This window comes from Salmonella sp. SAL00672, assembly GCF_046552175.1.
Taxonomy (GTDB): Bacteria; Pseudomonadota; Gammaproteobacteria; order Enterobacterales; family Enterobacteriaceae; genus Salmonella; species Salmonella enterica.
Map to the genome: position 1 here is coordinate 61,260 of NZ_JBGDUQ010000009.1, position 21,044 is coordinate 82,303.

A 21,044-nucleotide genomic window follows, 5' to 3' on the forward strand; every position below is an offset into this window, starting at 1 on the left:
TGACTATGACGTTGTCTCCTTATTTGCAAGAGGTGGCCAAACGCCGCACTTTTGCCATTATTTCTCACCCGGACGCCGGTAAAACCACCATTACCGAAAAAGTGTTGCTGTTCGGACAGGCGATTCAGACCGCCGGTACGGTAAAAGGCCGTGGCTCCAGCCAACATGCAAAATCTGACTGGATGGAGATGGAAAAACAGCGTGGTATCTCTATCACTACCTCGGTGATGCAGTTCCCGTATCACGACTGTCTGGTGAATCTGCTGGACACCCCGGGGCACGAAGACTTCTCCGAAGATACCTACCGTACCCTGACGGCGGTGGACTGTTGCCTGATGGTGATCGACGCCGCAAAAGGCGTTGAAGACAGGACCCGTAAGCTGATGGAAGTTACCCGTCTGCGTGATACGCCGATCCTGACCTTTATGAACAAACTCGACCGTGACATCCGCGACCCGATGGAGCTGCTGGATGAAGTCGAGAACGAGCTGAAAATCGGCTGCGCGCCGATCACCTGGCCGATTGGCTGCGGCAAGCTGTTTAAGGGCGTTTATCACCTTTATAAAGATGAAACTTATCTGTATCAGACCGGTAAGGGCCACACCATTCAGGAAGTGCGCATCGTTAAAGGGCTGAATAACCCGGATCTGGACGCTGCCGTCGGTGAAGATCTGGCGCAGCAGCTGCGCGACGAGCTGGAACTGGTGCAGGGCGCGTCTAACGAGTTTGATGAAGAGCTGTTCCTGGCAGGGGAAATTACCCCGGTATTTTTCGGTACCGCGCTGGGTAACTTTGGCGTTGACCATATGCTGGATGGTTTAGTGGCGTGGGCGCCCGCGCCGATGCCGCGTCAAACCGATACCCGCACAGTGGAAGCCTCGGAAGAGAAGTTCACCGGTTTTGTCTTTAAAATTCAGGCCAATATGGACCCGAAACACCGCGACCGCGTGGCCTTTATGCGCGTGGTTTCCGGTAAGTATGAGAAGGGCATGAAGCTACGCCAGGTCCGTACCGGCAAAGATGTGGTGATTTCCGACGCGTTAACTTTTATGGCGGGCGACCGTTCGCACGTTGAAGAAGCGTACCCGGGCGATATTTTGGGTCTGCATAACCACGGCACCATTCAGATCGGCGATACCTTCACTCAGGGCGAGATGATGAAGTTTACCGGTATCCCGAACTTTGCGCCGGAACTGTTCCGTCGTATTCGCCTGAAAGATCCGCTCAAGCAGAAGCAGCTACTGAAAGGGCTGGTGCAGCTTTCTGAAGAGGGGGCGGTGCAGGTATTCCGTCCCATCTCCAACAACGATCTGATTGTCGGCGCCGTGGGCGTTTTGCAGTTTGACGTTGTTGTCGCGCGTCTGAAAAGCGAATACAACGTTGAGGCGATTTATGAATCCGTCAACGTGGCGACGGCGCGCTGGGTGGAAAGCGCCGATGCGAAGAAATTCGAAGAGTTCAAGCGTAAGAATGAAACGCAACTGGCGCTGGATGGCGGCGACAACCTCACCTATATCGCCCCAACAATGGTTAACCTGAACCTGACCCAGGAACGTTACCCTGACGTTCAGTTCCGTAAAACGCGCGAACACTGATCCCTTTCCGGGCGCGGCATCCGCCGCGCCTTCGTACTTTCCCTGCCTTTTTAACCGCTTACGGAATGTTCTTAAATCCCGCGTTTTTTCTCCGATCTGCCTGTTTTTTATACGCACCAACAAGCGATTTTAAAATTGTGATCTATATTTAACAAAGTGATGACATAAATGTCGGCTTTAATGCCTGTTCAATGCGTGAATATGAGAGCTTAAAGCTGAGATTTGTTTCAGTCACGATATTAATAACTGAAACGGAAGGGTGGCAGGCGACGCGTCGTTACAAATTCACGAATGTGATGCCAGTCATTGACTTCAGAAACCGGTGAGTTTCACCGCATTCAGCAATGCAACCTCGTGTTGCCTGAGCTCAAATTACGAGCAAACTATACAGGACAAAATCGATGACTATGACAAGACTGAAGATTTCTAAAACTCTGCTGGCCGTAATGTTGACCTCTGCCGTTGCGACAGGTTCTGCCTTTGCAGAAAACGCAACAACGGACAAGGCGCAAAGCGGAACCGAAACCGCAGGGCAAAAAGTCGATAGCTCTATGAATAAAGTCGGTAACTTCATGGATGACAGCGCCATCACTGCGAAAGTAAAAGCTGCGCTGGTAGACCATGACAATATTAAAAGCACCGATATTTCTGTCGAAACCAATCAGAAAGTCGTCACCCTGAGCGGCTTTGTAGAAAGCCAGGCGCAGGCTGAAGCCGCCGTGAAAGTGGCGAAAGGCGTAGAAGGCGTGACCTCCGTTAGCGACAAACTTCACGTTCGCGACAATAAAGAAGGTTCCGTGAAAGGTTATGCCGGCGATACGGCCACGACCAGTGAAGTCAAAGCCAAGTTGCTGGCGGACGATCTCGTCCCTTCCCGTAAAGTGAAAGTGGAAACGACCGATGGCGTCGTACAGCTCTCCGGTACTGTTGAAACTCAGGAACAAAGCGACCGCGCTGAAAGCATCGCGAAAGCCGTTGATGGCGTAAAAAGTGTTAAAAACGATCTGAAAGTTCAGTAATTCGTCGTAATTCGTCCTCCCGACGTTTGTCGGGAGGCGTAATGTGCACCACACTAAAAATATCGCGAATGAGTAGCCTGAGCGCTCATATTTAGCGGTCGACATTAACTATGGTAAAGGAGAGGCTTATGTTTCGTTGGGGCATTATATTTCTGGTTATCGCGTTAATTGCCGCCGCATTGGGTTTTGGTGGACTGGCTGGTACGGCTGCCGGCGCGGCGAAAATCGTCTTCGTCGTCGGGATTGTGCTCTTCCTGGTCAGCCTGTTCATGGGCCGTAAACGACCCTAGCAGGCATCTGTAAAGATATATTGCTATCAAGCCAGTCCAGCGGACTGGCTTTTACGGTTTTAGCCGTTAACGTTTTGCGTTACCTTGTCAGCCTGGAAAAAAATGAAAAACAGGAAGGCAGAGGTGGGCCAGCGAATACCGGTTACGCTCGGCAATATTGCGCCGTTATCATTAACACCGTTCCGGCCAGGCCGTATGGCGCTGGTCTGTGAGGGCGGGGGGCAGCGGGGCATCTTTACCGCAGGCGTGCTGGATGAGTTTATGCGTGCGCAGTTTAATCCTTTCCATCTCTACTTCGGCACATCAGCCGGTGCGCAAAATCTCTCGGCGTATCTCTGCAACCAGCCCGGCTACGGGCGCAAAGTCATTATGCGCTATACCACCAGGCGCGAATTTTTTGATCCGCTACGATTTGTACGCGGAGGAAACCTTATTGACCTCGACTGGCTGGTGGAATCCACCGCCGCCCGGATGCCGCTGCAGATGGATACCGCAGCGCGCCTGTTCGACAGCGGAAAATCCTTTTATATGTGCGCTTGCCGGGGGGATGATTACACGCCGGGCTATTTCTCGCCGACAAAACAAAACTGGCTTGATATCATTCGCGCCTCCAGCGCCATACCGGGTTTCTACCGTACCGGCGTTACGTTAGAGGGCATCAACTATCTGGACGGTGGCATTAGCGACGCCATTCCGGTTCAGGAGGCGGCAAAGCGGGGAGCGAAAACCATTGTGGTGATCCGCACCGTACCCTCGCAAATGTATTACACGCCGCAGTGGTTTAAGCGTATGGAGCGCTGGCTGGGGGAGAGCAGTCTACAGCCGTTGGTCAACCTGGTGCAGCATCATGAAACGTCCTACAGCGCGATCCAACAATTTATTGAAAAGCCGCCGGGTAAGCTGCGAATCATTGAAATTTATCCGCCGAAACCGCTGCACAGCATGGCGCTGGGCAGCCGTATCCCGGCGCTGCGTGAGGATTACAAAACCGGGCAATTATGCGGGCGTTATTTCCTTGCCACCGTTGGTAAATTGCTCGCCGCAACGCCGCCTCTCTTGCGCCATTCGTCGCGGATTGCCGTGCCGGAAACGGTGGTCGTGCCTCCGGCGCCGGTGGCCAATGATACGCATGTGGCGGAGGTCATTAGCGCGCCGCAGGCAAACGACACCACATTTACCGACGAGGATCTGGCGTGAGCTGGCGCTTTATCGATACACACTGCCATTTTGATTTCCCGCCCTTTACGGGCGATGAGCGCGTCAGTATTCAGCGTGCCTGTGAGGCGGGCGTTGAAAAAATCATCGTGCCGGCGACCGAGGCGGCGCACTTTCCCCGCGTGCTGGCGCTGGCGGCGCGTTTCCCGTCGCTTTATGCTGCGCTGGGATTGCACCCCATTGTGATTGAGCGTCATGCCGATGACGATCCTGATAAGCTGCAACAGGCGCTGGCGCAGCAACAGAACGTCGTGGCGGTAGGCGAGATCGGGCTCGATCTTTATCGCGACGACCCGCAGTTCGCCAGGCAAGAGCGATTTTTAGACGCGCAACTGCAACTGGCAAAACGCTACGATCTGCCGGTGATCCTGCACTCGCGGCGCACGCATGACAAACTGGCGATGCACTTAAAGCGCCAGAGTTTGCCGCGAACCGGTGTGGTGCATGGTTTTGCCGGCAGTCTGCAACAGGCCGAACGTTTTGTGCAACTGGGCTATAAAATCGGCGTCGGTGGCACCATCACCTACCCGCGCGCCAGTAAAACCCGTGATGTTATGGCGCGGTTGCCGCTGGACGCGCTGTTGCTGGAGACCGATGCGCCGGATATGCCGCTAAAAGGGTTTCAGGGGCAGCCGAACCGCCCGGAGCAGGCGGCGCGCGTATTTGATGCGCTCTGCGAATTACGTCCGGAGCCCGCAGAGGTGATAGCCGATACGCTGTATCGCAATACCATTACCTTGTTTCGGCTCTGATGGCATCGCAGCCGCCGTCCGGCAGGCGACGCTTACAAATATAGCGCCGGCAAAATCAGCTTCGCCACCCCACGCGCGCGCAATCCGTCAGCCAGCCGTTCCACCTCTTGCGGCGTCGCGCCTGGCCAGGCTTTCGCTTCGCCATAGACGCCGTGCGCATGAAAGGCATTCAAACGCACCGGAACCTCGCCCAGCGAAGTAATAAACGCCGCCAGTGAATCGATATGCGCCGCATAGTCCACCTGATTCGGGATAACCAGCAACCGCAGCTCCGCCAGTTTTCCCCGCGCAGCAAGAAAGCGGATACTGTGCTTAATATGCGTGTTATCACGTCCGGTCAGACGGTGATGACACTCGCTCTTCCAGGCTTTCAGATCGAGCATTACGCCGTCGCAAACCGGCAGTAGTTTCTGCCAGCCGGTCTCGCTTAACTGACCATTACTGTCCACCAGACAGGTCAGCCGTTGTAACTGCGGATCGGCTTTGATCGCCGTAAATAGCGCCACAATAAACGGTAATTGCGTGGTCGCCTCTCCGCCGCTGACGGTAATACCTTCAATAAACAGCGATGCTTTACGAATATGACGCAGCACATCGTCAACGCTCATGGTCTGCGCCATTGGCGTTGCCTGCTGTGGGCACATTTTCAGGCAGGTATCGCACTGCTCGCAGACGTCCGACCGCCATACCACTTTCCCGCCATCAACGCTGAGGGCGTGGTGCGGACACTGCGATACGCATTCCCCGCAGTCGTTACAGCGTCCCATCGTCCACGGGTTATGGCAATTCTTGCAGCGCAAATTGCAGCCCTGTAAGAATAATGCCAGGCGGCTGCCTGGCCCATCGACGCAGGAAAACGCAATGATCTTACTGACTAAAGCGCATCTGTTGTTCATGGCTGACTACGCGTGGCTGTCGTTCCAGGATGCGGGTATTACGTGCGGCTTCTTCTCCCAGCCAGGTGGTATTCGTACGCGAGCCTTCGGCGCGAAATTTCGCCAGATCCGACAGGCGCACCATATAACCGGTGACGCGCACCAGATCGTTGCCGCTGACATTGGCGGTAAATTCCCGCATCCCGGCTTTGAACGCGCCAAGACAAAGCTGAACCAGCGCCTGCGGATTACGCTTGATGGTTTCGTCCAGCGTCAGAATGTCGCTGATCCCGGCATGGTAAAAGGCATGGTGCGGCGCGACGGTTTGCAAATGGGTGATAGGGTCCGGTTCATCGCCATACGGCAGACGCGCGCCCGGCGTAGTGCCAATATCGGAACTGATGCCAGACTGGGCATGGAGCAGCGCCCGTTGCTTCCAGCCATACTTCACTGGCGTATTTTCGACGAAATCCGCCAGTTGGGTGCTAATACGGTAGCCCAGCTCGTTCGCCGTATCATTCTTGCCGTAACGGGCGGTCAGGCCCGCGTTTTCGCACAGCAGATTCACGGCTTCCGCCAGCCCGTACATACCGAACATCGGCGCAAAACGTTCGGGATCGATCAAACCTTCCTGTACAAGAAAGCTATTCTCAAAGAAATGTGACTTTTCATAGAGGAATTCACATCGTGAATTAATGATGGCGATCTGCTGTCGGCAGTAGTGCGGTAGCGTGCGTGAAAAGAAGTCATCGACAGACGTACTGCGTTCTGCCACGGCTTTCAGGTTGAGACGTACCAGCGTACTGCCGCCGCCGCCAAGCGGTAGCGAGTTATAACAACTGACGATGCCATAATGGCCTTTTGTGAAAATTTTATCATTTACAGGGCCGTTGGAAATGTGTGGCTTACTGCATTCGCAAATGTTTTTGGCGACCTCCAGCAGCAGATCGTCCGGCGTAATTTCCGCATCGTAGATAAACGTCAGGTTAGGCACCACCTGCTTTAGCTCGGCATCGGCGCGCAAAATCGCTTGTGTGACAGGCGTATCGGCAGGGCCAATATTGGCATGCATAAAGGCGTCTGGCAGCGTTCTGTCGAGATAACGCCAGAAACGTTTTATTCGAATATCGATCGCATCTTGTGTTAGAATTCTAACATACGGTTGCAGCAACGCATCAAGCTGGCCGAGATAAACCGGCATGGACGTCACGGAAGGAACGTGATGATACAGAATGGTGAGTAGGGATAACGCATCATCCAGATCTTTCGCGCCTTCCAGTTCCAGCCACTGTGAACCGTTAGCCAGAAATCGGGCGTAATCGGGCAACACGTAGCGCGGTTTGAAGGGGGCGTGCCCCTCAAACATATCGCAAATGACACCTTCATCCAGCGCCTGGCGGGCATCTTCCGGCAGGGGGGGATAAGGCAGGGCGTTTTCAGCTTCCAGCGCCAGAAAATGGCGTTTTTGTTCAGGCGTGAGCACCGGGCTGGTCACAATTTGCTGGCAACGCTGCTGGAGCGCAGTTTCGCATGAGGCAGGCATCTTCGTTTCCTCTTTATGCCGGGACGATGCGCTATTGTAGAAAATGGCGGCAAACCGACTTTGATCCTGATGCGCTTATCGCTCGAAGAACAGGCGGTGACGGCGGGATAATTTGATTCAGATCTCATTACAGTAATGCAAATTTGTACGTAGTTTTCATTAACTGTGATGTATATCGAAGTGTAATCGCGAGTGAATGTTAGAATATTAACAGACTCGCAAGGTGAAATTTTATACGGCAATGCCGTTGGAGAATGTCATGACTGATTTAAAAGCAAGCAGCCTGCGTGCGCTCAAACTGATGGATCTGACCACTCTGAACGATGACGACACCAATGAAAAAGTGATCGCGTTGTGTCATCAGGCAAAAACCCCGGTCGGGAATACGGCGGCGATTTGTATTTACCCGCGTTTTATCCCGATTGCGCGTAAGACTCTGAAAGAACAAGGTACCCCGGACATCCGCATTGCAACGGTGACTAACTTCCCGCATGGCAATGATGACATCGATATTGCGCTGGCGGAAACCCGTGCGGCGATCGCCTACGGCGCTGACGAAGTGGACGTGGTATTCCCGTACCGCGCGTTGATCGCCGGTAACGAGCAGGTGGGTTTTGACCTGGTAAAAGCCTGTAAAGACGCTTGTGCCGCAGCGAACGTATTGCTGAAAGTGATTATCGAAACCGGCGAGCTGAAAGAAGAGGCGCTGATTCGTAAAGCCTCTGAAATCTCCATTAAAGCCGGTGCGGATTTCATCAAAACCTCTACCGGTAAAGTGCCGGTAAACGCTACGCCGGAAAGCGCGCGCATCATGATGGAAGTGATCCGCGACATGGGCGTTTCCAAAACCGTTGGCTTCAAACCGGCGGGCGGCGTACGTACGGCGGAAGACGCGCAGAAATTCCTCGCGATCGCAGACGAACTGTTTGGCGCTGACTGGGCAGATTCTCGTCACTACCGCTTTGGCGCATCCAGCCTGCTGGCAAGCCTGCTGAAAGCGCTGGGTCACGGCGACGGTAAGAGCGCCAGCAGCTACTAAGCTCTGATTTGCCGGATGGCGCTGCGCTTATCCGGCCTACAAATCCAGGCCTGTAGGCCGGATAAGGCGTTAACCGCCATCCGGCGATGTAAGCCTTCTACTCTTTTCCCTCAGGAGGGTACCGTGTTTCTCGCACAAGAAATTATTCGTAAAAAGCGTGATGGTCATGCGTTGAGTGACGAAGAAATTCGTTTCTTTATCAATGGTATTCGTGACAATACTATCTCTGAAGGGCAGATTGCCGCCCTGGCGATGACCATCTTCTTCCACGATATGACCATGCCGGAGCGTGTTTCGCTGACCATGGCGATGCGGGATTCCGGTACTGTCCTTGACTGGAAAAGCCTGAATCTCAATGGCCCGATTGTCGATAAGCATTCGACCGGCGGCGTAGGGGACGTGACGTCTCTGATGCTGGGGCCAATGGTAGCGGCCTGCGGCGGTTATGTGCCGATGATCTCCGGTCGCGGCCTCGGACATACCGGCGGTACGCTCGACAAACTGGAAGCGATCCCGGGCTTCGATATCTTCCCGGACGACAACCGTTTCCGCGAAATTATTCAAGACGTGGGTGTGGCGATTATTGGGCAAACCAGCTCGCTTGCACCGGCGGACAAACGTTTTTACGCCACCCGCGATATTACCGCGACGGTGGACTCTATTCCGCTGATCACCGGCTCCATCCTCGCCAAGAAACTGGCCGAAGGGCTGGATGCGCTGGTAATGGACGTCAAAGTCGGCAGCGGCGCGTTTATGCCAACCTATGAACTTTCTGAAGCCCTTGCTGAAGCGATTGTCGGCGTGGCAAACGGCGCGGGAGTTCGCACTACGGCGTTGTTAACCGATATGAACCAGGTGCTGGCTTCAAGCGCCGGTAACGCGGTGGAAGTGCGTGAAGCCGTGCAGTTCCTGACCGGTGAATACCGCAATCCGCGCTTGTTTGACGTCACTATGGCGCTATGCGTGGAGATGCTGATCTCCGGCCAGCTGGCGAAAGACGACGCCGAAGCGCGTGCCAAACTGCAGGCGGTGCTGGATAACGGTAAAGCGGCAGAAGTCTTTGGTCGTATGGTGGCCGCGCAGAAAGGGCCGAGCGATTTCGTTGAGAACTACGATAAATACCTGCCGACCGCCATATTGAGCAAAGCGGTATATGCTGATACCGAAGGGTTTATCAGCGCAATGGATACGCGTGCGCTGGGGATGGCGGTCGTCTCGATGGGCGGCGGTCGTCGCCAGGCGTCAGACACTATTGATTACAGCGTCGGTTTTACCGATATGGCGCGTCTGGGCGACAGCATTGATGGACAGCGCCCGCTGGCAGTGATTCATGCCAAAGACGAAGCCAGTTGGCAGGAAGCGGCGAAGGCCGTCAAAGCGGCAATTATCCTTGACGATAAAGCGCCAGCAAGCACACCTTCGGTCTATCGTCGAATTACTGAATAGTTGTATACTGATCTGATCAATTATTTTTGAAGCACTAAGTACGGAGAAAATATGAAACGTGCATTTATTATGGTGCTGGACTCATTCGGCATCGGCGCTACTGAAGACGCGGATCGTTTTGGCGACGTAGGTTCCGACACGCTGGGCCACATCGCAGAAGCTTGTGCCAAAGGCGAAGCTGACAATGGCCGTAAAGGCCCGCTGAATCTGCCTAACCTGACTCGTCTGGGGCTGGTGAAAGCGCATGAAGGTTCTACCGGTAAAATTGCCGCAGGTATGGACGGCAACGCGGACGTCATTGGCGCATACGCATGGGCGCACGAACTGTCTTCCGGCAAAGATACGCCGTCCGGCCACTGGGAAATCGCTGGCGTGCCGGTGCTGTTCGACTGGGGTTATTTCAGCGATCACGAAAACAGCTTCCCGCAGGAACTGCTGGATAAGCTGGTGAAACGCGCCAACCTGCCGGGCTATCTCGGTAACTGCCACTCTTCCGGTACGGTCATTCTGGACCAGCTCGGCGAAGAGCACATGAAAACCGGCAAGCCGATTTTCTACACCTCCGCTGACTCCGTGTTCCAGATTGCCTGCCACGAAGAGACCTTTGGCCTGGATAAACTCTACGAGCTGTGCGAAATCGCCCGTGAAGAGCTGACCGAAGGCGGCTACAACATTGGCCGCGTGATCGCGCGTCCGTTTATCGGCGACAAGGCCGGTAACTTCCAGCGTACCGGCAACCGTCACGACCTGGCCGTAGAACCGCCAGCGCCGACTGTGCTGCAGAAACTGGTCGATGAAAAACAGGGCCACGTGGTGTCCGTCGGTAAGATTGCCGACATCTACGCCAACTGCGGCATCACTAAGAAAGTGAAAGCGACCGGTCTGGACGCGCTGTTCGACGCGACCCTCAAAGAGATGAAAGAAGCGGGCGATAAAACCATCGTCTTCACTAACTTCGTCGACTTCGACTCTTCCTGGGGCCACCGTCGCGACATCGCGGGCTACGCCGCAGGCCTGGAGCTGTTTGACCGCCGTCTGCCGGAACTGATGGAGCTGGTGGGGGAAGATGACATTCTGATCCTGACCGCTGACCACGGCTGTGACCCGAGCTGGACCGGTACTGACCATACCCGTGAGCACATTCCGGTGCTGATCTACGGCCCGAAAGTCAAACCGGGCTCTTTAGGTCACCGTGAAACCTTTGCGGATATCGGCCAGACGCTGGCGACCTACTTTGGTACATCGCCAATGGACTACGGTAAAAACATGCTGTGATACCCGTTGTCTTTCACGCTGTAGATGCGTTGGCTTCATTCGCTCACCCCGGTCACATAGTTAATCTATGCTCCCGGGGATTCACGAATTCGTCGCCTTCCTACAACGCGAAATCCTTAGGGTATTTCACTGTTTTGACACACGTTTTGTAGGCCTGATAAGGCGTAGCCGCCATCAGGCAATAACAACAAATTTAAAGGGAACTGAAGATGGCAACTCCACATATTAATGCAGAAATGGGTGATTTCGCTGACGTCGTATTGATGCCGGGCGACCCGCTGCGCGCGAAGCACATTGCTGAGACTTTCCTCGAAGATGTTCGCGAAGTGAACAACGTTCGCGGCATGTTAGGTTTCACCGGGACTTACAAAGGCCGTAAGATCTCCGTGATGGGCCACGGTATGGGTATCCCGTCCTGCTCCATCTACACCAAAGAGCTGATCACCGATTTCGGCGTGAAGAAAATCATTCGCGTCGGCTCCTGCGGCGCTGTGCGCATGGACGTCAAACTGCGCGACGTGGTGATCGGTATGGGTGCCTGCACCGACTCCAAGGTGAACCGTATTCGTTTCAAAGATCATGACTTCGCGGCTATCGCTGACTTCGACATGGTCCGTAACGCGGTTGACGCGGCAAAAGCGCTGGGCGTAGACGCGCGCGTAGGCAACCTGTTCTCCGCAGACCTGTTCTATTCTCCGGACGGCGAAATGTTCGACGTGATGGAAAAATACGGCGTACTGGGCGTAGAGATGGAAGCGGCGGGCATCTACGGCGTTGCGGCTGAGTTCGGTGCGAAAGCGCTGACCATCTGCACCGTGTCCGACCATATCCGTACCCACGAGCAGACCACTGCCGCTGAACGTCAGACGACCTTCAACGACATGATCAAAATCGCGCTGGAATCCGTGCTGCTGGGCGACCAGGAGTAAGCAGCAAATCGACCCGGACGAGGTGCGTCAAGGCCTGGTCCGGGTAATGCCAGCGTTATATCCACTCTCTTCTGATAATCTATTCATCTTTCCTCTCGCTCTTTCTTTGTTTGTATTGACAATCAAAGGGCTGTGTCCTTAAATCCATTCAAGTATCTATTCATTAATCTATTCATCTATGAGCGCATTAACCGATTTGCTCTTACAGGGGCCGAGTTCCGCCGCTGAATTAAGATCATCGCTGGCCGTTAGTCAGGCGACGTTCTCTCGTCTGGTTTCCGCGCATCAGGACGTCATCCAGTTTGGTAAAGCTCGTGCTACGCGCTACGCGCTTGTTCGGCCTGTTCGCGGCGTCGCGGCCTTTCCCCTCTGGCAGGTCAATGCACAAGGACAGGCCGCTAAGTTTGGCGTTCTTTATCCGTGTTGGCCTCAGGGGAGTTGCCTGGTTGCGCTTGATACAGGTGAATGGCAATGGTTTGACAGCCTGCCATGGTATCTGACCGATCTTAGGCCACAGGGATTCCTTGGGCGAGCTTGGGGAAGGGCCGTGGCTGGGTATGCGCATCTGCCTGATGACATCCGGTTGTGGCAAGAGGATGAAGTCCTGTATGCGCTGCGGGCGTATCAGGGTGAAAATGCGGGCGGCTGGATCGTGGGTGAGGAGAATTACCAGCGTTGGGTGACCGCGCCGGATGCGACGGCGATTACGCAGTCCGAAAAACTCAATCGCTATCAGCAGCTGGCGGAAGACGCGCTCGCAGGTGAGGTCATTGGCTCTTCAGCTGGTGGTGAGCAGCCTAAATTTGCCTGTTTTGCAGAAACAAGATGGGGCAATCAGAACGTACTGGTGAAATTCAGTGCGCGTGAAAGGAACGCCGTTTCTGAACGCTGGAGCGACCTCTTGATTGCCGAGTCCATCGCATTAGCCGTGCTTTCTGCCGCCAGCATCAACGCCAGCTTAGCCACGGCTATTTGCAGCGAGGGAGGACAGGTCTTTCTGGAAAGCATTCGCTTCGACTGCACCGGGATACGTGGTCGTCGGCAAATTGTTTCCCTGGAGGCGTTGCAAGGCGAGTATGCATCTTCGCCAGGCATCTGGCCGGTGGTCACGCATCGGCTTGCCGGGCAGGGCATTATAGATGCTGTTGCCCATCAGCAAATTGAGAAAATTTGGGCGTTTGGTCGGCTTATCGCCAACAGCGATATGCATGCGGGTAACCTCTCGTTTTATTACTCCGATGCCCCGATGGCGCTCGCGCCTGTCTATGATATGTTGCCGATGGCTTACGCTCCGGCGGCATCGGGCATGTTGCGCTACGCGCCTGTCGACATTCGTGTGGAGGCCACAATCGATAAGAAAGCGTGGGAATTTGCCTTGCCGTTGGCCGAGCGCTTTTGGGTGCTGGTCGCTGATGATAAACGCATCAGCGCGGGCTTTCAGGAGATTGCCCGCGCGATGGTGGGAAAATTGAAGTTAGCCGCGCAGACCATCGGGCGGCTGGCGTAGACGCTTAGCGTACAGCTTGAGCCATCCACGCAGCCAGTTCCCGCAGCTCACCTTTCTGAGCCGGGAATTCAGCAATTAAAGATTCGCAGGCCTGCTCCAACACATCCGCCCGATACTGACACCCTTGCAGTCGCCCCGCCAGCGCTTCCAGCGGTGCCGGGTTCAGGCTATCGGTAAACGCCTGTGCGCGGGTAATCACACCTTTCTCGACGTCAAAATGCAGCTCGACGCCGCCCCAGGTGAAACGCTCGTCCAGCAGATGGCTGAACGCTGGTGCCTGGCCGAAATTCCACTCCCAACTGCTCTGGCGCGCAAAGGTTTCGGCAAAATTCGGTAGATCCGGCGTTTTATCCGGTGAAATCACTTCCGCGTCGACGCGTTCGCCGTAATGGGCGAAAAAGGCTTCTGTGACCGCCAGGCAGACCTGTTCATGGGTGATACCCGGTAATAGCTCGGTAAGATTGGCTACGCGGGAGCGAACGGAAGTGATTCCTTTCGCCGCAAGTTTCTTTTTATCTGGATTCAGATAGTTCGCCAGACGGCTGAGGTCGGCGTTCAACAGCAGCGTACCGTGATGGAAGCCGCGATCTTTGGTTTCGCGATAGGCTGAACCGGAGACTTTGCGATCGCCGTCCGGCGTTTTTACGACCAGATCGTTGCGTCCCGAAGCATCGGCCATGACCCCCAGCGAATTCAGCGCCGCGAGCACAATATGGGTGGAGATGGTTTTATCGTATTCCGGTTTACCAGCCATAAAGGTAAAGCAGGTATTACCGAGGTCATGGAATACCGCGCCGCCGCCGCTGCTACGGCGGGCCAGACGGACATTATCTTCTTCCATACGCCGCGTATTACACTCTTTCCACGGGTTTTGCGCGCGTCCAATGACCACCGTATCCGCGTTGCGCCACAGGAACAGCACGCGCTGGGTGGCGGGCATCTGGCGGAAAATGCACTCCTCGACCGCCAGGTTAAACCAGGGATCGTAAGAGTCAGAAATAAGCAGGCGTAATGTTGTCATGGTGGTTTTCCTTACCTTTATTAAGCCGTCATTTTACTCTTTTTCCTCACGCTCTTCCTCTTCCGGAACAGGCTTGCTGGCCGTTAACAGGAAGGGCGACTGCTGCCAGCGGGTGCGTTTACCTTGTAGCAAGGTGCGCGTCAGCACCACGCCTATCGCCAGCGAGAGTAGCAGCATCAGGCGTAGAATGTTGGTGGTGTTATCGACCTGCTTTGCTTCGGTGGCCAGCGTGTGGGTATCCAGCGTCAGACGCAGGTAGCCCAATGGGCCGTTTTTCCCCTGGATAGGCTCGACAATTTGTTGGTTAAAATAGCTGCCCGCTTTTTTGCCATCCAGCGCCAGCCTGTCGCGCACGTTGACGCTTTCGCCAGCGCGAGTAATAAGATCGCCCTGTTCATCATAGACGCCGGCATCCAGAATACGGCTCTCTTGCGTGAGCTGACGCAGCACGGCGTTGATGCGATTTTCATCCGGTGTTTCGCTGCGCATCAGCGGGGCGATGTTGAGCGTCACCTGGCGCGCCAGCGTGCGGGCCAGCTCTTCCAGCTGCGGATTGCGCTGTCGCTGGTGGTTTTGACTGAACCAGGACGCGCCCTGCATAAGCGCGACGAGCAGTGTGAGACAGAACAATACAATGACTGCACGATGCAGCCGAAATTTCAGTTTTGCGCGAGCCATATTCCACCTGCTGAAAATTTGAGGCTTAATGTTGCCAGAAGCGATGGTTACAAGGTAGCCTCATGCGTTATTTTCCGCGGGGCGGTTACCGGCCTGAACGATTTACAGGAGCTTTAATGCCTAACATTACCTGGTGCGATCTGCCTGAAGATGTCTCTTTATGGCCTGGTTTGCCTCTTTCTTTAAGCGGCGACGAGGTGATGCCTCTGGATTACCATGCAGGCCGCAGCGGTTGGCTGCTGTATGGGCGCGGGCTGGATAAGCAGCGTTTAACTCAATATCAGACCAAACTGGGTGCCGCAATGGTGATTGTCGCCGCCTGGTGCGTGGAGGATTATCAGGTCATTCGTCTGGCGGGGTCGCTGACGCCGCGTGCGACGCGGCTGGCGCATGAGGCGCAGCTGGATGTCGCGCCGCTGGGTAAAATTCCGCATCTGCGCACGCCGGGGCTGCTGGTGATGGATATGGATTCCACGGCGATCCAAATTGAGTGTATCGATGAAATCGCTAAGCTGGCCGGTACCGGTGAGAAGGTGGCTGAAGTGACGGAGCGCGCGATGCGCGGCGAGCTTGATTTTACCGCCAGCCTGCGCAGCCGCGTGGCGACGCTGAAAGGCGCGGATGCCGATATTTTGCGTCAGGTGCGCGGGAATCTGCCGCTAATGCCAGGATTAACGCAGTTGGTGCTAAAACTGGAAGCGCTTGGCTGGAAAATCGCTATCGCCTCCGGCGGCTTCACTTTCTTCGCCGACTATCTGCGTGACCAGCTACGCCTGACGGCGGCGGTCGCCAATGAGCTGGAGATCATGGACGGTAAATTTACCGGTCACGTTATCGGCGATATTGTGGATGCTGAGTATAAAGCCAATACCTTGCTTCGTCTGGCGCAAGAGCATGACATCCCGCTGGCGCAGACGGTGGCGATTGGCGACGGCGCTAACGATCTGCCAATGATCAAAGCGGCAGGGTTAGGTATTGCCTTCCATGCCAAGCCAAAAGTAAACGAAAAGACGGAGATTACGATCCGCCACGCTGACCTGATGGGCGTGTTTTGCATTCTCTCCGGCAGCATGAACCAGAAATGATTAACCTGCCCAATGGCAAGGCGACCGTAGGCCGGATAAGCGCCAGCGCCATCCGGCAACAGCGTTAACGAAAGAGGTAAAACGTGGCAAAAGCTCCAAAACGCGCCTTTGTTTGTAATGAATGCGGGGCCGATTACCCGCGCTGGCAGGGGCAATGCAGCGCCTGCCATGCCTGGAACACCATTACCGAGGTGCGCCTTGCCGCGTCGCCGACGGTGGCGCGTAACGAACGTCTGAGCGGATACGCCGGCAGTGCGGGCGTATCAAAAGTGCAGAAACTGTCTGACATCAGTCTTGAGGAACTGCCGCGCTTTTCTACCGGTTTTAAAGAGTTTGACCGCGTGCTGGGCGGCGGGGTGGTACCCGGCAGCGCCATTTTGATTGGCGGTAACCCCGGCGCGGGCAAATCAACGTTGCTGCTGCAAACGCTGTGCAAACTTGCCGAGCAGATGAAAACGCTGTACGTCACCGGCGAAGAGTCGCTACAGCAGGTGGCGATGCGCGCGCACCGTCTCGGCCTGCCGACCGCCAACCTGAATATGCTCTCCGAAACCAGCATCGAGCAGATCTGCCTGATAGCGGAAGAAGAACAGCCGAAGCTAATGGTGATCGACTCTATACAGGTGATGCATATGGCGGATATCCAGTCGTCGCCAGGCAGCGTCGCCCAGGTCCGCGAAACGGCAGCCTACCTGACGCGCTTCGCCAAAACGCGCGGCGTGGCGATCGTGATGGTCGGCCACGTCACCAAAGACGGGTCGCTGGCGGGGCCGAAAGTGCTGGAACACTGTATCGATTGCTCAGTATTGCTCGACGGCGACGCTGATTCTCGTTTCCGCACGCTGCGCAGCCACAAAAACCGCTTTGGCGCAGTCAATGAGCTGGGCGTCTTCGCCATGACCGAACAGGGGTTGCGCGAAGTGAGCAATCCGTCCGCCATCTTTTTAAGCCGTGGCGATGAGGTCACTTCCGGCAGTTCAGTGATGGTCGTCTGGGAAGGCACGCGACCGTTGCTGGTGGAGATTCAGGCGCTGGTCGATCACTCGATGATGGCGAACCCCAGACGCGTGGCGGTCGGTCTGGAACAAAACCGTCTGGCAATCCTGCTGGCGGTGCTACACCGACACGGCGGTCTGCAAATGTCGGATCAGGACGTCTTCGTTAACGTGGTCGGCGGCGTGAAAGTCACCGAAACCAGCGCGGATCTGGCTTTACTGCTGGCGATGGTCTCCAGCCTGCGTGACAGGCCGTTGCCGCAGGATCTGGTGGTGTTTGGCGAAGTGGGGCTGGCAGGCGAGATTCGTCCGGTGCCGAGCGGGCAGGAGCGTATTTCCGAGGCGGCGAAACACGGTTTTCGTCGGGCGATTGTGCCTGCCGCCAACGTACCGAAAAAGCCGCCGGAAGGAATGCAGGTGTTCGGTGTTAAAAAGCTCGCAGATGCGTTAAGCGTGTTTGACGACTTATAATTCGCTGTATGTAGTGATGTTGTATAATTTGCCGGATGGCGACGCAATGCGTCTTATCCGGCCTACGGATTGATACGGATTGATGTTGTAGGCCTGATAAGCGAAGCGCCATCAGGCAGTGTTATGCGATTTTTCCAGCAGGAGGCTCTTGTGTCATCGTTCGACTATCTCAAAACCGCGATTAAGCAGCAAGGTTGCACTCTGCAACAGGTGGCTGACGCCAGCGGTATGACCAAGGGATATCTGAGTCAGTTACTTAACGCCAAAATCAAAAGCCCCAGCGCGCAAAAACTGGAGGCGCTACACCGTTTTCTCGGGCTGGAGTTTCCCCGCCGACAGAAAAACATTGGCGTGGTGTTCGGTAAATTTTATCCATTGCATACCGGACACATCTACTTGATCCAGCGCGCCTGTAGCCAGGTGGATGAGTTGCACATCATTATGGGATATGACGATACGCGCGACCGCGGGCTGTTTGAGGATAGCGCCATGTCGCAGCAGCCCACCGTGTCGGATCGCCTGCGCTGGTTATTGCAAACCTTCAAATACCAAAAAAATATTCGCATCCACGCCTTTAATGAAGAGGGGATGGAGCCTTATCCGCATGGCTGGGACGTCTGGAGCAACGGCATTAAAGCGTTTATGGCAGAGAAGGGAATACAGCCGAGCTGGATCTACACTTCCGAAGAGGCTGATGCGCCGCAGTACCTGGAGCATTTAGGGATTGAGACGGTGCTGGTCGATCCTGAACGCACGTTTATGAATATCAGCGGGGCGCAAATCCGCGAAAATCCGTTTCGTTACTGGGAATATATTCCTACCGAAGTGAAGCCGTTTTTCGTGCGTACCGTCGCGATTCTGGGCGGGGAATCAAGCGGCAAGTCTACGCTGGTCAATAAGCTCGCCAATATTTTTAATACCACCAGCGCCTGGGAATATGGCCGCGACTATGTCTTTTCGCATCTGGGCGGCGATGAGATGGCGTTACAGTATTCCGACTACGATAAAATCGCGCTGGGTCATGCGCAATATATTGATTTCGCAGTGAAATATGCGAATAAAGTGGCGTTTATCGATACCGATTTCGTCACCACCCAGGCATTTTGCAAAAAATACGAAGGGCGCGAGCATCCGTTTGTCCAGGCGCTGATCGACGAGTATCGCTTCGACCTGGTGATTTTGCTGGAGAATAATACGCCGTGGGTAGCTGACGGACTGCGAAGCCTGGGCAGTTCAGTGGATCGCAAAGCGTTCCAGAGCCTGTTGGTCGAGATGCTGAAAGAGAACAACATTGAGTTCGTTCACGTTAAAGAGGCTGACTACGATGGCCGCTTTTTGCGCTGTGTGGAACTGGTGAAAGAGATGATGGGCGAGCAGGGATAAGAACCAATGCCTGATGCGACGCTTACCGCGTCTTATCAGGCCTACAGTTTCACAACGTATTGGAATCGCTGGGTTTGTAGGCCGGGTAAGCGCAAGCGCCACCCGGCATTCAGACATTTATTTGGCAATACGCTTGTACTTGATACGCTTCGGCTCCAGCGCCTCGGCGCCCAGCGTGCGTTTCTTGTACTCTTCGTATTCGGTAAAGTTACCTTCGAAGAATTCCACCTTACCTTCATCCTGATAATCCAGAATGTGGGTGGCGATACGGTCAAGGAACCAACGGTCGTGCGAGATAACCATCGCGCAGCCAGGGAACTCCAGCAGGGCGTTTTCCAGCGCGCGCAGGGTTTCGATATCCAGGTCGTTCGTCGGTTCGTCGAGCAGCAGGACGTTGCCGCCCACCTGCAGCAGTTTCGCCAGGTGCAAACGACCGCGCTCACCGCCGGACAGTTCGCCAACGCGTTTGCCCTGATCGACGCCTTTGAAGTTGAAGCGGCCTACATAGGCGCGGCTTGGCATTTCGGTATTGCCGATCTTCATGATATCCAGCCCGCCGGACACTTCTTCCCAGACGGTTTTGCTGTTGTCCATCGCGTCGCGGAACTGATCGACCGAGGCCAGCTTGACGGTTTCACCCAGCGTAATGGTGCCGCTATCAGGCTGCTCCTGACCGGACATCATGCGGAACAGGGTCGATTTACCCGCGCCGTTTGGCCCGATGATCCCGACGATAGCGCCTTTCGGTACCGAGAAGCTCAGGTCATCGATCAGTACGCGGTCGCCGTAGGATTTACGCAGGTTGCTGACTTCAATGACTTTGTCGCCCAGACGCGGTCCTGGTGGAATAAACAGTTCGTTGGTTTCGTTACGTTTCTGATACTCAACGCTGTTCAGTTCTTCAAAGCGAGCCAGACGCGCCTTACCTTTCGACTGACGGCCTTTCGCGCCCTGACGCACCCACTCCAGCTCTTTCTCAATGGATTTACGGCGCGCTGCTTCGGCAGACGCTTCCTGCGCCAGACGCTGATCTTTCTGCTCCAGCCAGGAGGAGTAGTTGCCTTCCCACGGAATACCTTCGCCGCGGTCAAGTTCCAGAATCCAACCGGCAACGTTATCGAGGAAGTAACGGTCGTGGGTAATCGCCACGACGGTGCCTTCGAAGTCGTGCAGGAAACGTTCCAGCCACGCAACAGATTCGGCATCCAGGTGGTTGGTGGGTTCGTCGAGCAGCAGCATGTCCGGCTTTTCCAGCAACAGACGGCACAGCGCCACGCGGCGGCGCTCGCCGCCGGACAGTTTTTCGACTTTGGCATCCCAGTCCGGCAGACGCAGGGCGTCAGCAGCGCGCTCAAGCTGCACGTTCAGGTTATGACCGTCGTGCGCCTGGATAATCTCTTCAAGCCGGCCCTGCTCTGCAGCCAGCTTGTCGAAGTCGGCATCCGGATCGGCATACAGCGCGTACACTTCATCCAGACGTTTGAGGGCGTTAACCACTTCCGAAACGGCCTCTTCAATCGACTCGCGTACCGTGTGTTCCGGGTTTAGCTGAGGTTCCTGCGGCAGGTAGCCAATCTTAATGCCGGGCTGCGGGCGCGCTTCGCCCTCGATATCTTTATCGAGACCCGCCATGATGCGCAGCAGGGTAGACTTACCGGCGCCGTTAAGGCCCAGCACGCCGATTTTGGCGCCAGGGAAGAAGCTCAGCGAGATGTTTTTCAGAATATGACGTTTCGGCGGAACCACTTTGCCGACACGATGCATGGTATAAACGAATTGAGCCACGTTGGACTTCGCCTCTATGTTTATCGTGATGGTGAATAGATGTCAGAGGCGAAGTGTAGCCTTTTTCCCTGCCTAAGCCCAGCCAGCAGATCGCACTCGCAATAAAAGTAAAAAAGTGTCCGTAACGTGGCGCAAATGGCT

General features: G+C 55.2%; 18 protein-coding genes. 13 read left to right on the top strand and 5 right to left on the bottom strand.

The features are described from left to right. Positions 1-5: 5 nt before the first annotated feature. The 5 genes from prfC to ACLJTG_RS18735 all read left to right on the top strand — a co-directional run bounded on the left by prfC (position 6) and on the right by ACLJTG_RS18735 (position 4,871). Positions 6-1,595, top strand: coding sequence for a peptide chain release factor 3 (gene prfC, locus ACLJTG_RS18715; RefSeq protein WP_000175965.1), 1,590 nt, complete (start codon positions 6-8; stop codon positions 1,593-1,595). A 401-nt stretch (positions 1,596-1,996) separates the two neighbouring features. Further along, the gene (osmY, locus tag ACLJTG_RS18720) at positions 1,997-2,614 is read left to right on the top strand and encodes a molecular chaperone OsmY (protein ID WP_000178963.1); all 618 of its coding nucleotides are present in this window, start codon (positions 1,997-1,999) and stop codon (positions 2,612-2,614) included. Positions 2,615-2,742: 128 nt separating this feature from the next. Further along, the gene (locus ACLJTG_RS18725) at positions 2,743-2,904 is read left to right on the top strand and encodes a DUF1328 domain-containing protein (protein WP_000490276.1); all 162 of its coding nucleotides are present in this window, start codon (positions 2,743-2,745) and stop codon (positions 2,902-2,904) included. Between the two features lie 123 nt (positions 2,905-3,027). After that, the gene (locus ACLJTG_RS18730) at positions 3,028-4,101 is read left to right on the top strand and encodes a patatin family protein (RefSeq protein ID WP_000531538.1); all 1,074 of its coding nucleotides are present in this window, start codon (positions 3,028-3,030) and stop codon (positions 4,099-4,101) included. After that, a complete protein-coding gene (locus ACLJTG_RS18735) occupies positions 4,098-4,871 on the top strand; it encodes a metal-dependent hydrolase (protein WP_023220994.1) in 774 nt (257 codons plus the stop codon). Before ACLJTG_RS18730 ends, ACLJTG_RS18735 begins: the two co-directional genes overlap by 4 nt. Positions 4,872-4,903: 32 nt before the next feature. On the opposite strand, the gene ACLJTG_RS18740 is transcribed toward ACLJTG_RS18735, so the two are convergent. Together ACLJTG_RS18740 and ACLJTG_RS18745 are read right to left on the bottom strand one after the other, a co-directional pair. After that, complete coding sequence (locus tag ACLJTG_RS18740; protein ID WP_001064947.1) at positions 4,904-5,767, bottom strand: YjjW family glycine radical enzyme activase; 864 nt, start codon at positions 5,765-5,767, stop codon at positions 4,904-4,906. Beyond that, complete coding sequence (locus tag ACLJTG_RS18745) at positions 5,739-7,289, bottom strand: YjjI family glycine radical enzyme (protein WP_198898362.1); 1,551 nt, start codon at positions 7,287-7,289, stop codon at positions 5,739-5,741. The genes ACLJTG_RS18740 and ACLJTG_RS18745 overlap by 29 nt, the downstream gene beginning before the upstream one ends. A 259-nt stretch (positions 7,290-7,548) precedes the next feature. On the opposite strand from ACLJTG_RS18745, the gene deoC reads away from it, so the two are divergent. From deoC to yjjJ, 5 genes are all read left to right on the top strand, one after another. After that, positions 7,549-8,328, top strand: a complete 780-nt coding sequence (gene deoC, locus ACLJTG_RS18750; protein WP_001519713.1) for a deoxyribose-phosphate aldolase — start codon at positions 7,549-7,551, stop codon at positions 8,326-8,328. Positions 8,329-8,451: 123 nt separating this feature from the next. After that, complete coding sequence (gene deoA / locus ACLJTG_RS18755; protein ID WP_020839629.1) at positions 8,452-9,774, top strand: thymidine phosphorylase; 1,323 nt, start codon at positions 8,452-8,454, stop codon at positions 9,772-9,774. Between the two features lie 51 nt (positions 9,775-9,825). Beyond that, positions 9,826-11,049, top strand: coding sequence for a phosphopentomutase (deoB, locus tag ACLJTG_RS18760; protein WP_000816454.1), 1,224 nt, complete (start codon positions 9,826-9,828; stop codon positions 11,047-11,049). A gap of 209 nt (positions 11,050-11,258) precedes the next feature. Beyond that, positions 11,259-11,978, top strand: coding sequence for a purine-nucleoside phosphorylase (deoD, locus tag ACLJTG_RS18765; protein WP_000224865.1), 720 nt, complete (start codon positions 11,259-11,261; stop codon positions 11,976-11,978). A 178-nt stretch (positions 11,979-12,156) separates the two neighbouring features. Continuing rightward, positions 12,157-13,485, top strand: coding sequence for a type II toxin-antitoxin system HipA family toxin YjjJ (gene yjjJ / locus ACLJTG_RS18770; protein WP_023204489.1), 1,329 nt, complete (start codon positions 12,157-12,159; stop codon positions 13,483-13,485). A 4-nt stretch (positions 13,486-13,489) separates the two neighbouring features. On the opposite strand, the gene lplA is transcribed toward yjjJ, so the two are convergent. After that, positions 13,490-14,506 (bottom strand): lipoate--protein ligase LplA, encoded by a 1,017-nt coding sequence (gene lplA / locus ACLJTG_RS18775; RefSeq protein ID WP_079951512.1) that lies wholly within the window; start codon positions 14,504-14,506, stop codon positions 13,490-13,492. A 33-nt stretch (positions 14,507-14,539) separates the two neighbouring features. After that, the gene (locus ACLJTG_RS18780; RefSeq protein ID WP_000090067.1) at positions 14,540-15,184 is read right to left on the bottom strand and encodes a YtjB family periplasmic protein; all 645 of its coding nucleotides are present in this window, start codon (positions 15,182-15,184) and stop codon (positions 14,540-14,542) included. A 116-nt stretch (positions 15,185-15,300) separates the two neighbouring features. Between ACLJTG_RS18780 and serB the strand changes: the two genes are divergently transcribed. The 3 genes from serB to nadR all read left to right on the top strand — a co-directional run bounded on the left by serB (position 15,301) and on the right by nadR (position 19,118). After that, positions 15,301-16,269, top strand: a complete 969-nt coding sequence (gene serB / locus ACLJTG_RS18785) for a phosphoserine phosphatase (protein WP_001132983.1) — start codon at positions 15,301-15,303, stop codon at positions 16,267-16,269. 83 nt (positions 16,270-16,352) lie between these two features. Further along, positions 16,353-17,735, top strand: a complete 1,383-nt coding sequence (radA, locus tag ACLJTG_RS18790) for a DNA repair protein RadA (protein ID WP_001029710.1) — start codon at positions 16,353-16,355, stop codon at positions 17,733-17,735. A 150-nt stretch (positions 17,736-17,885) separates the two neighbouring features. Further along, entirely contained in the window at positions 17,886-19,118 is a 1,233-nt protein-coding gene (gene nadR / locus ACLJTG_RS18795; protein ID WP_001519486.1) for a multifunctional transcriptional regulator/nicotinamide-nucleotide adenylyltransferase/ribosylnicotinamide kinase NadR, read from the top strand. 117 nt (positions 19,119-19,235) lie between these two features. On the opposite strand, the gene ettA is transcribed toward nadR, so the two are convergent. Then, positions 19,236-20,903, bottom strand: a complete 1,668-nt coding sequence (gene ettA / locus ACLJTG_RS18800; RefSeq protein WP_000046770.1) for an energy-dependent translational throttle protein EttA — start codon at positions 20,901-20,903, stop codon at positions 19,236-19,238. Between the last annotated feature and the right edge of the window lie 141 nt (positions 20,904-21,044).

Excerpts from the sequence above, each read along its gene's own strand:
- ACLJTG_RS18745 (WP_198898362.1), bottom strand. The coding sequence starts at position 7,289 with ATGCCTGCCTCATGCGAAACTGCGCTCCAGCAGCGTTGCCAGCAAATT.
- ACLJTG_RS18740 (WP_001064947.1), bottom strand. The coding sequence starts at position 5,767 with ATGAACAACAGATGCGCTTTAGTCAGTAAGATCATTGCGTTTTCCTGC.
- lplA (WP_079951512.1), bottom strand. The coding sequence starts at position 14,506 with ATGACAACATTACGCCTGCTTATTTCTGACTCTTACGATCCCTGGTTT.
- deoD (WP_000224865.1), top strand. The coding sequence starts at position 11,259 with ATGGCAACTCCACATATTAATGCAGAAATGGGTGATTTCGCTGACGTC.
- ACLJTG_RS18780 (WP_000090067.1), bottom strand. The coding sequence starts at position 15,184 with ATGGCTCGCGCAAAACTGAAATTTCGGCTGCATCGTGCAGTCATTGTA.
- deoC (WP_001519713.1), top strand. The coding sequence starts at position 7,549 with ATGACTGATTTAAAAGCAAGCAGCCTGCGTGCGCTCAAACTGATGGAT.
- serB (WP_001132983.1), top strand. The coding sequence starts at position 15,301 with ATGCCTAACATTACCTGGTGCGATCTGCCTGAAGATGTCTCTTTATGG.
- ACLJTG_RS18725 (WP_000490276.1), top strand. The coding sequence starts at position 2,743 with ATGTTTCGTTGGGGCATTATATTTCTGGTTATCGCGTTAATTGCCGCC.
- prfC (WP_000175965.1), top strand. The coding sequence starts at position 6 with ATGACGTTGTCTCCTTATTTGCAAGAGGTGGCCAAACGCCGCACTTTT.
- yjjJ (WP_023204489.1), top strand. The coding sequence starts at position 12,157 with ATGAGCGCATTAACCGATTTGCTCTTACAGGGGCCGAGTTCCGCCGCT.
- deoB (WP_000816454.1), top strand. The coding sequence starts at position 9,826 with ATGAAACGTGCATTTATTATGGTGCTGGACTCATTCGGCATCGGCGCT.
- osmY (WP_000178963.1), top strand. The coding sequence starts at position 1,997 with ATGACTATGACAAGACTGAAGATTTCTAAAACTCTGCTGGCCGTAATG.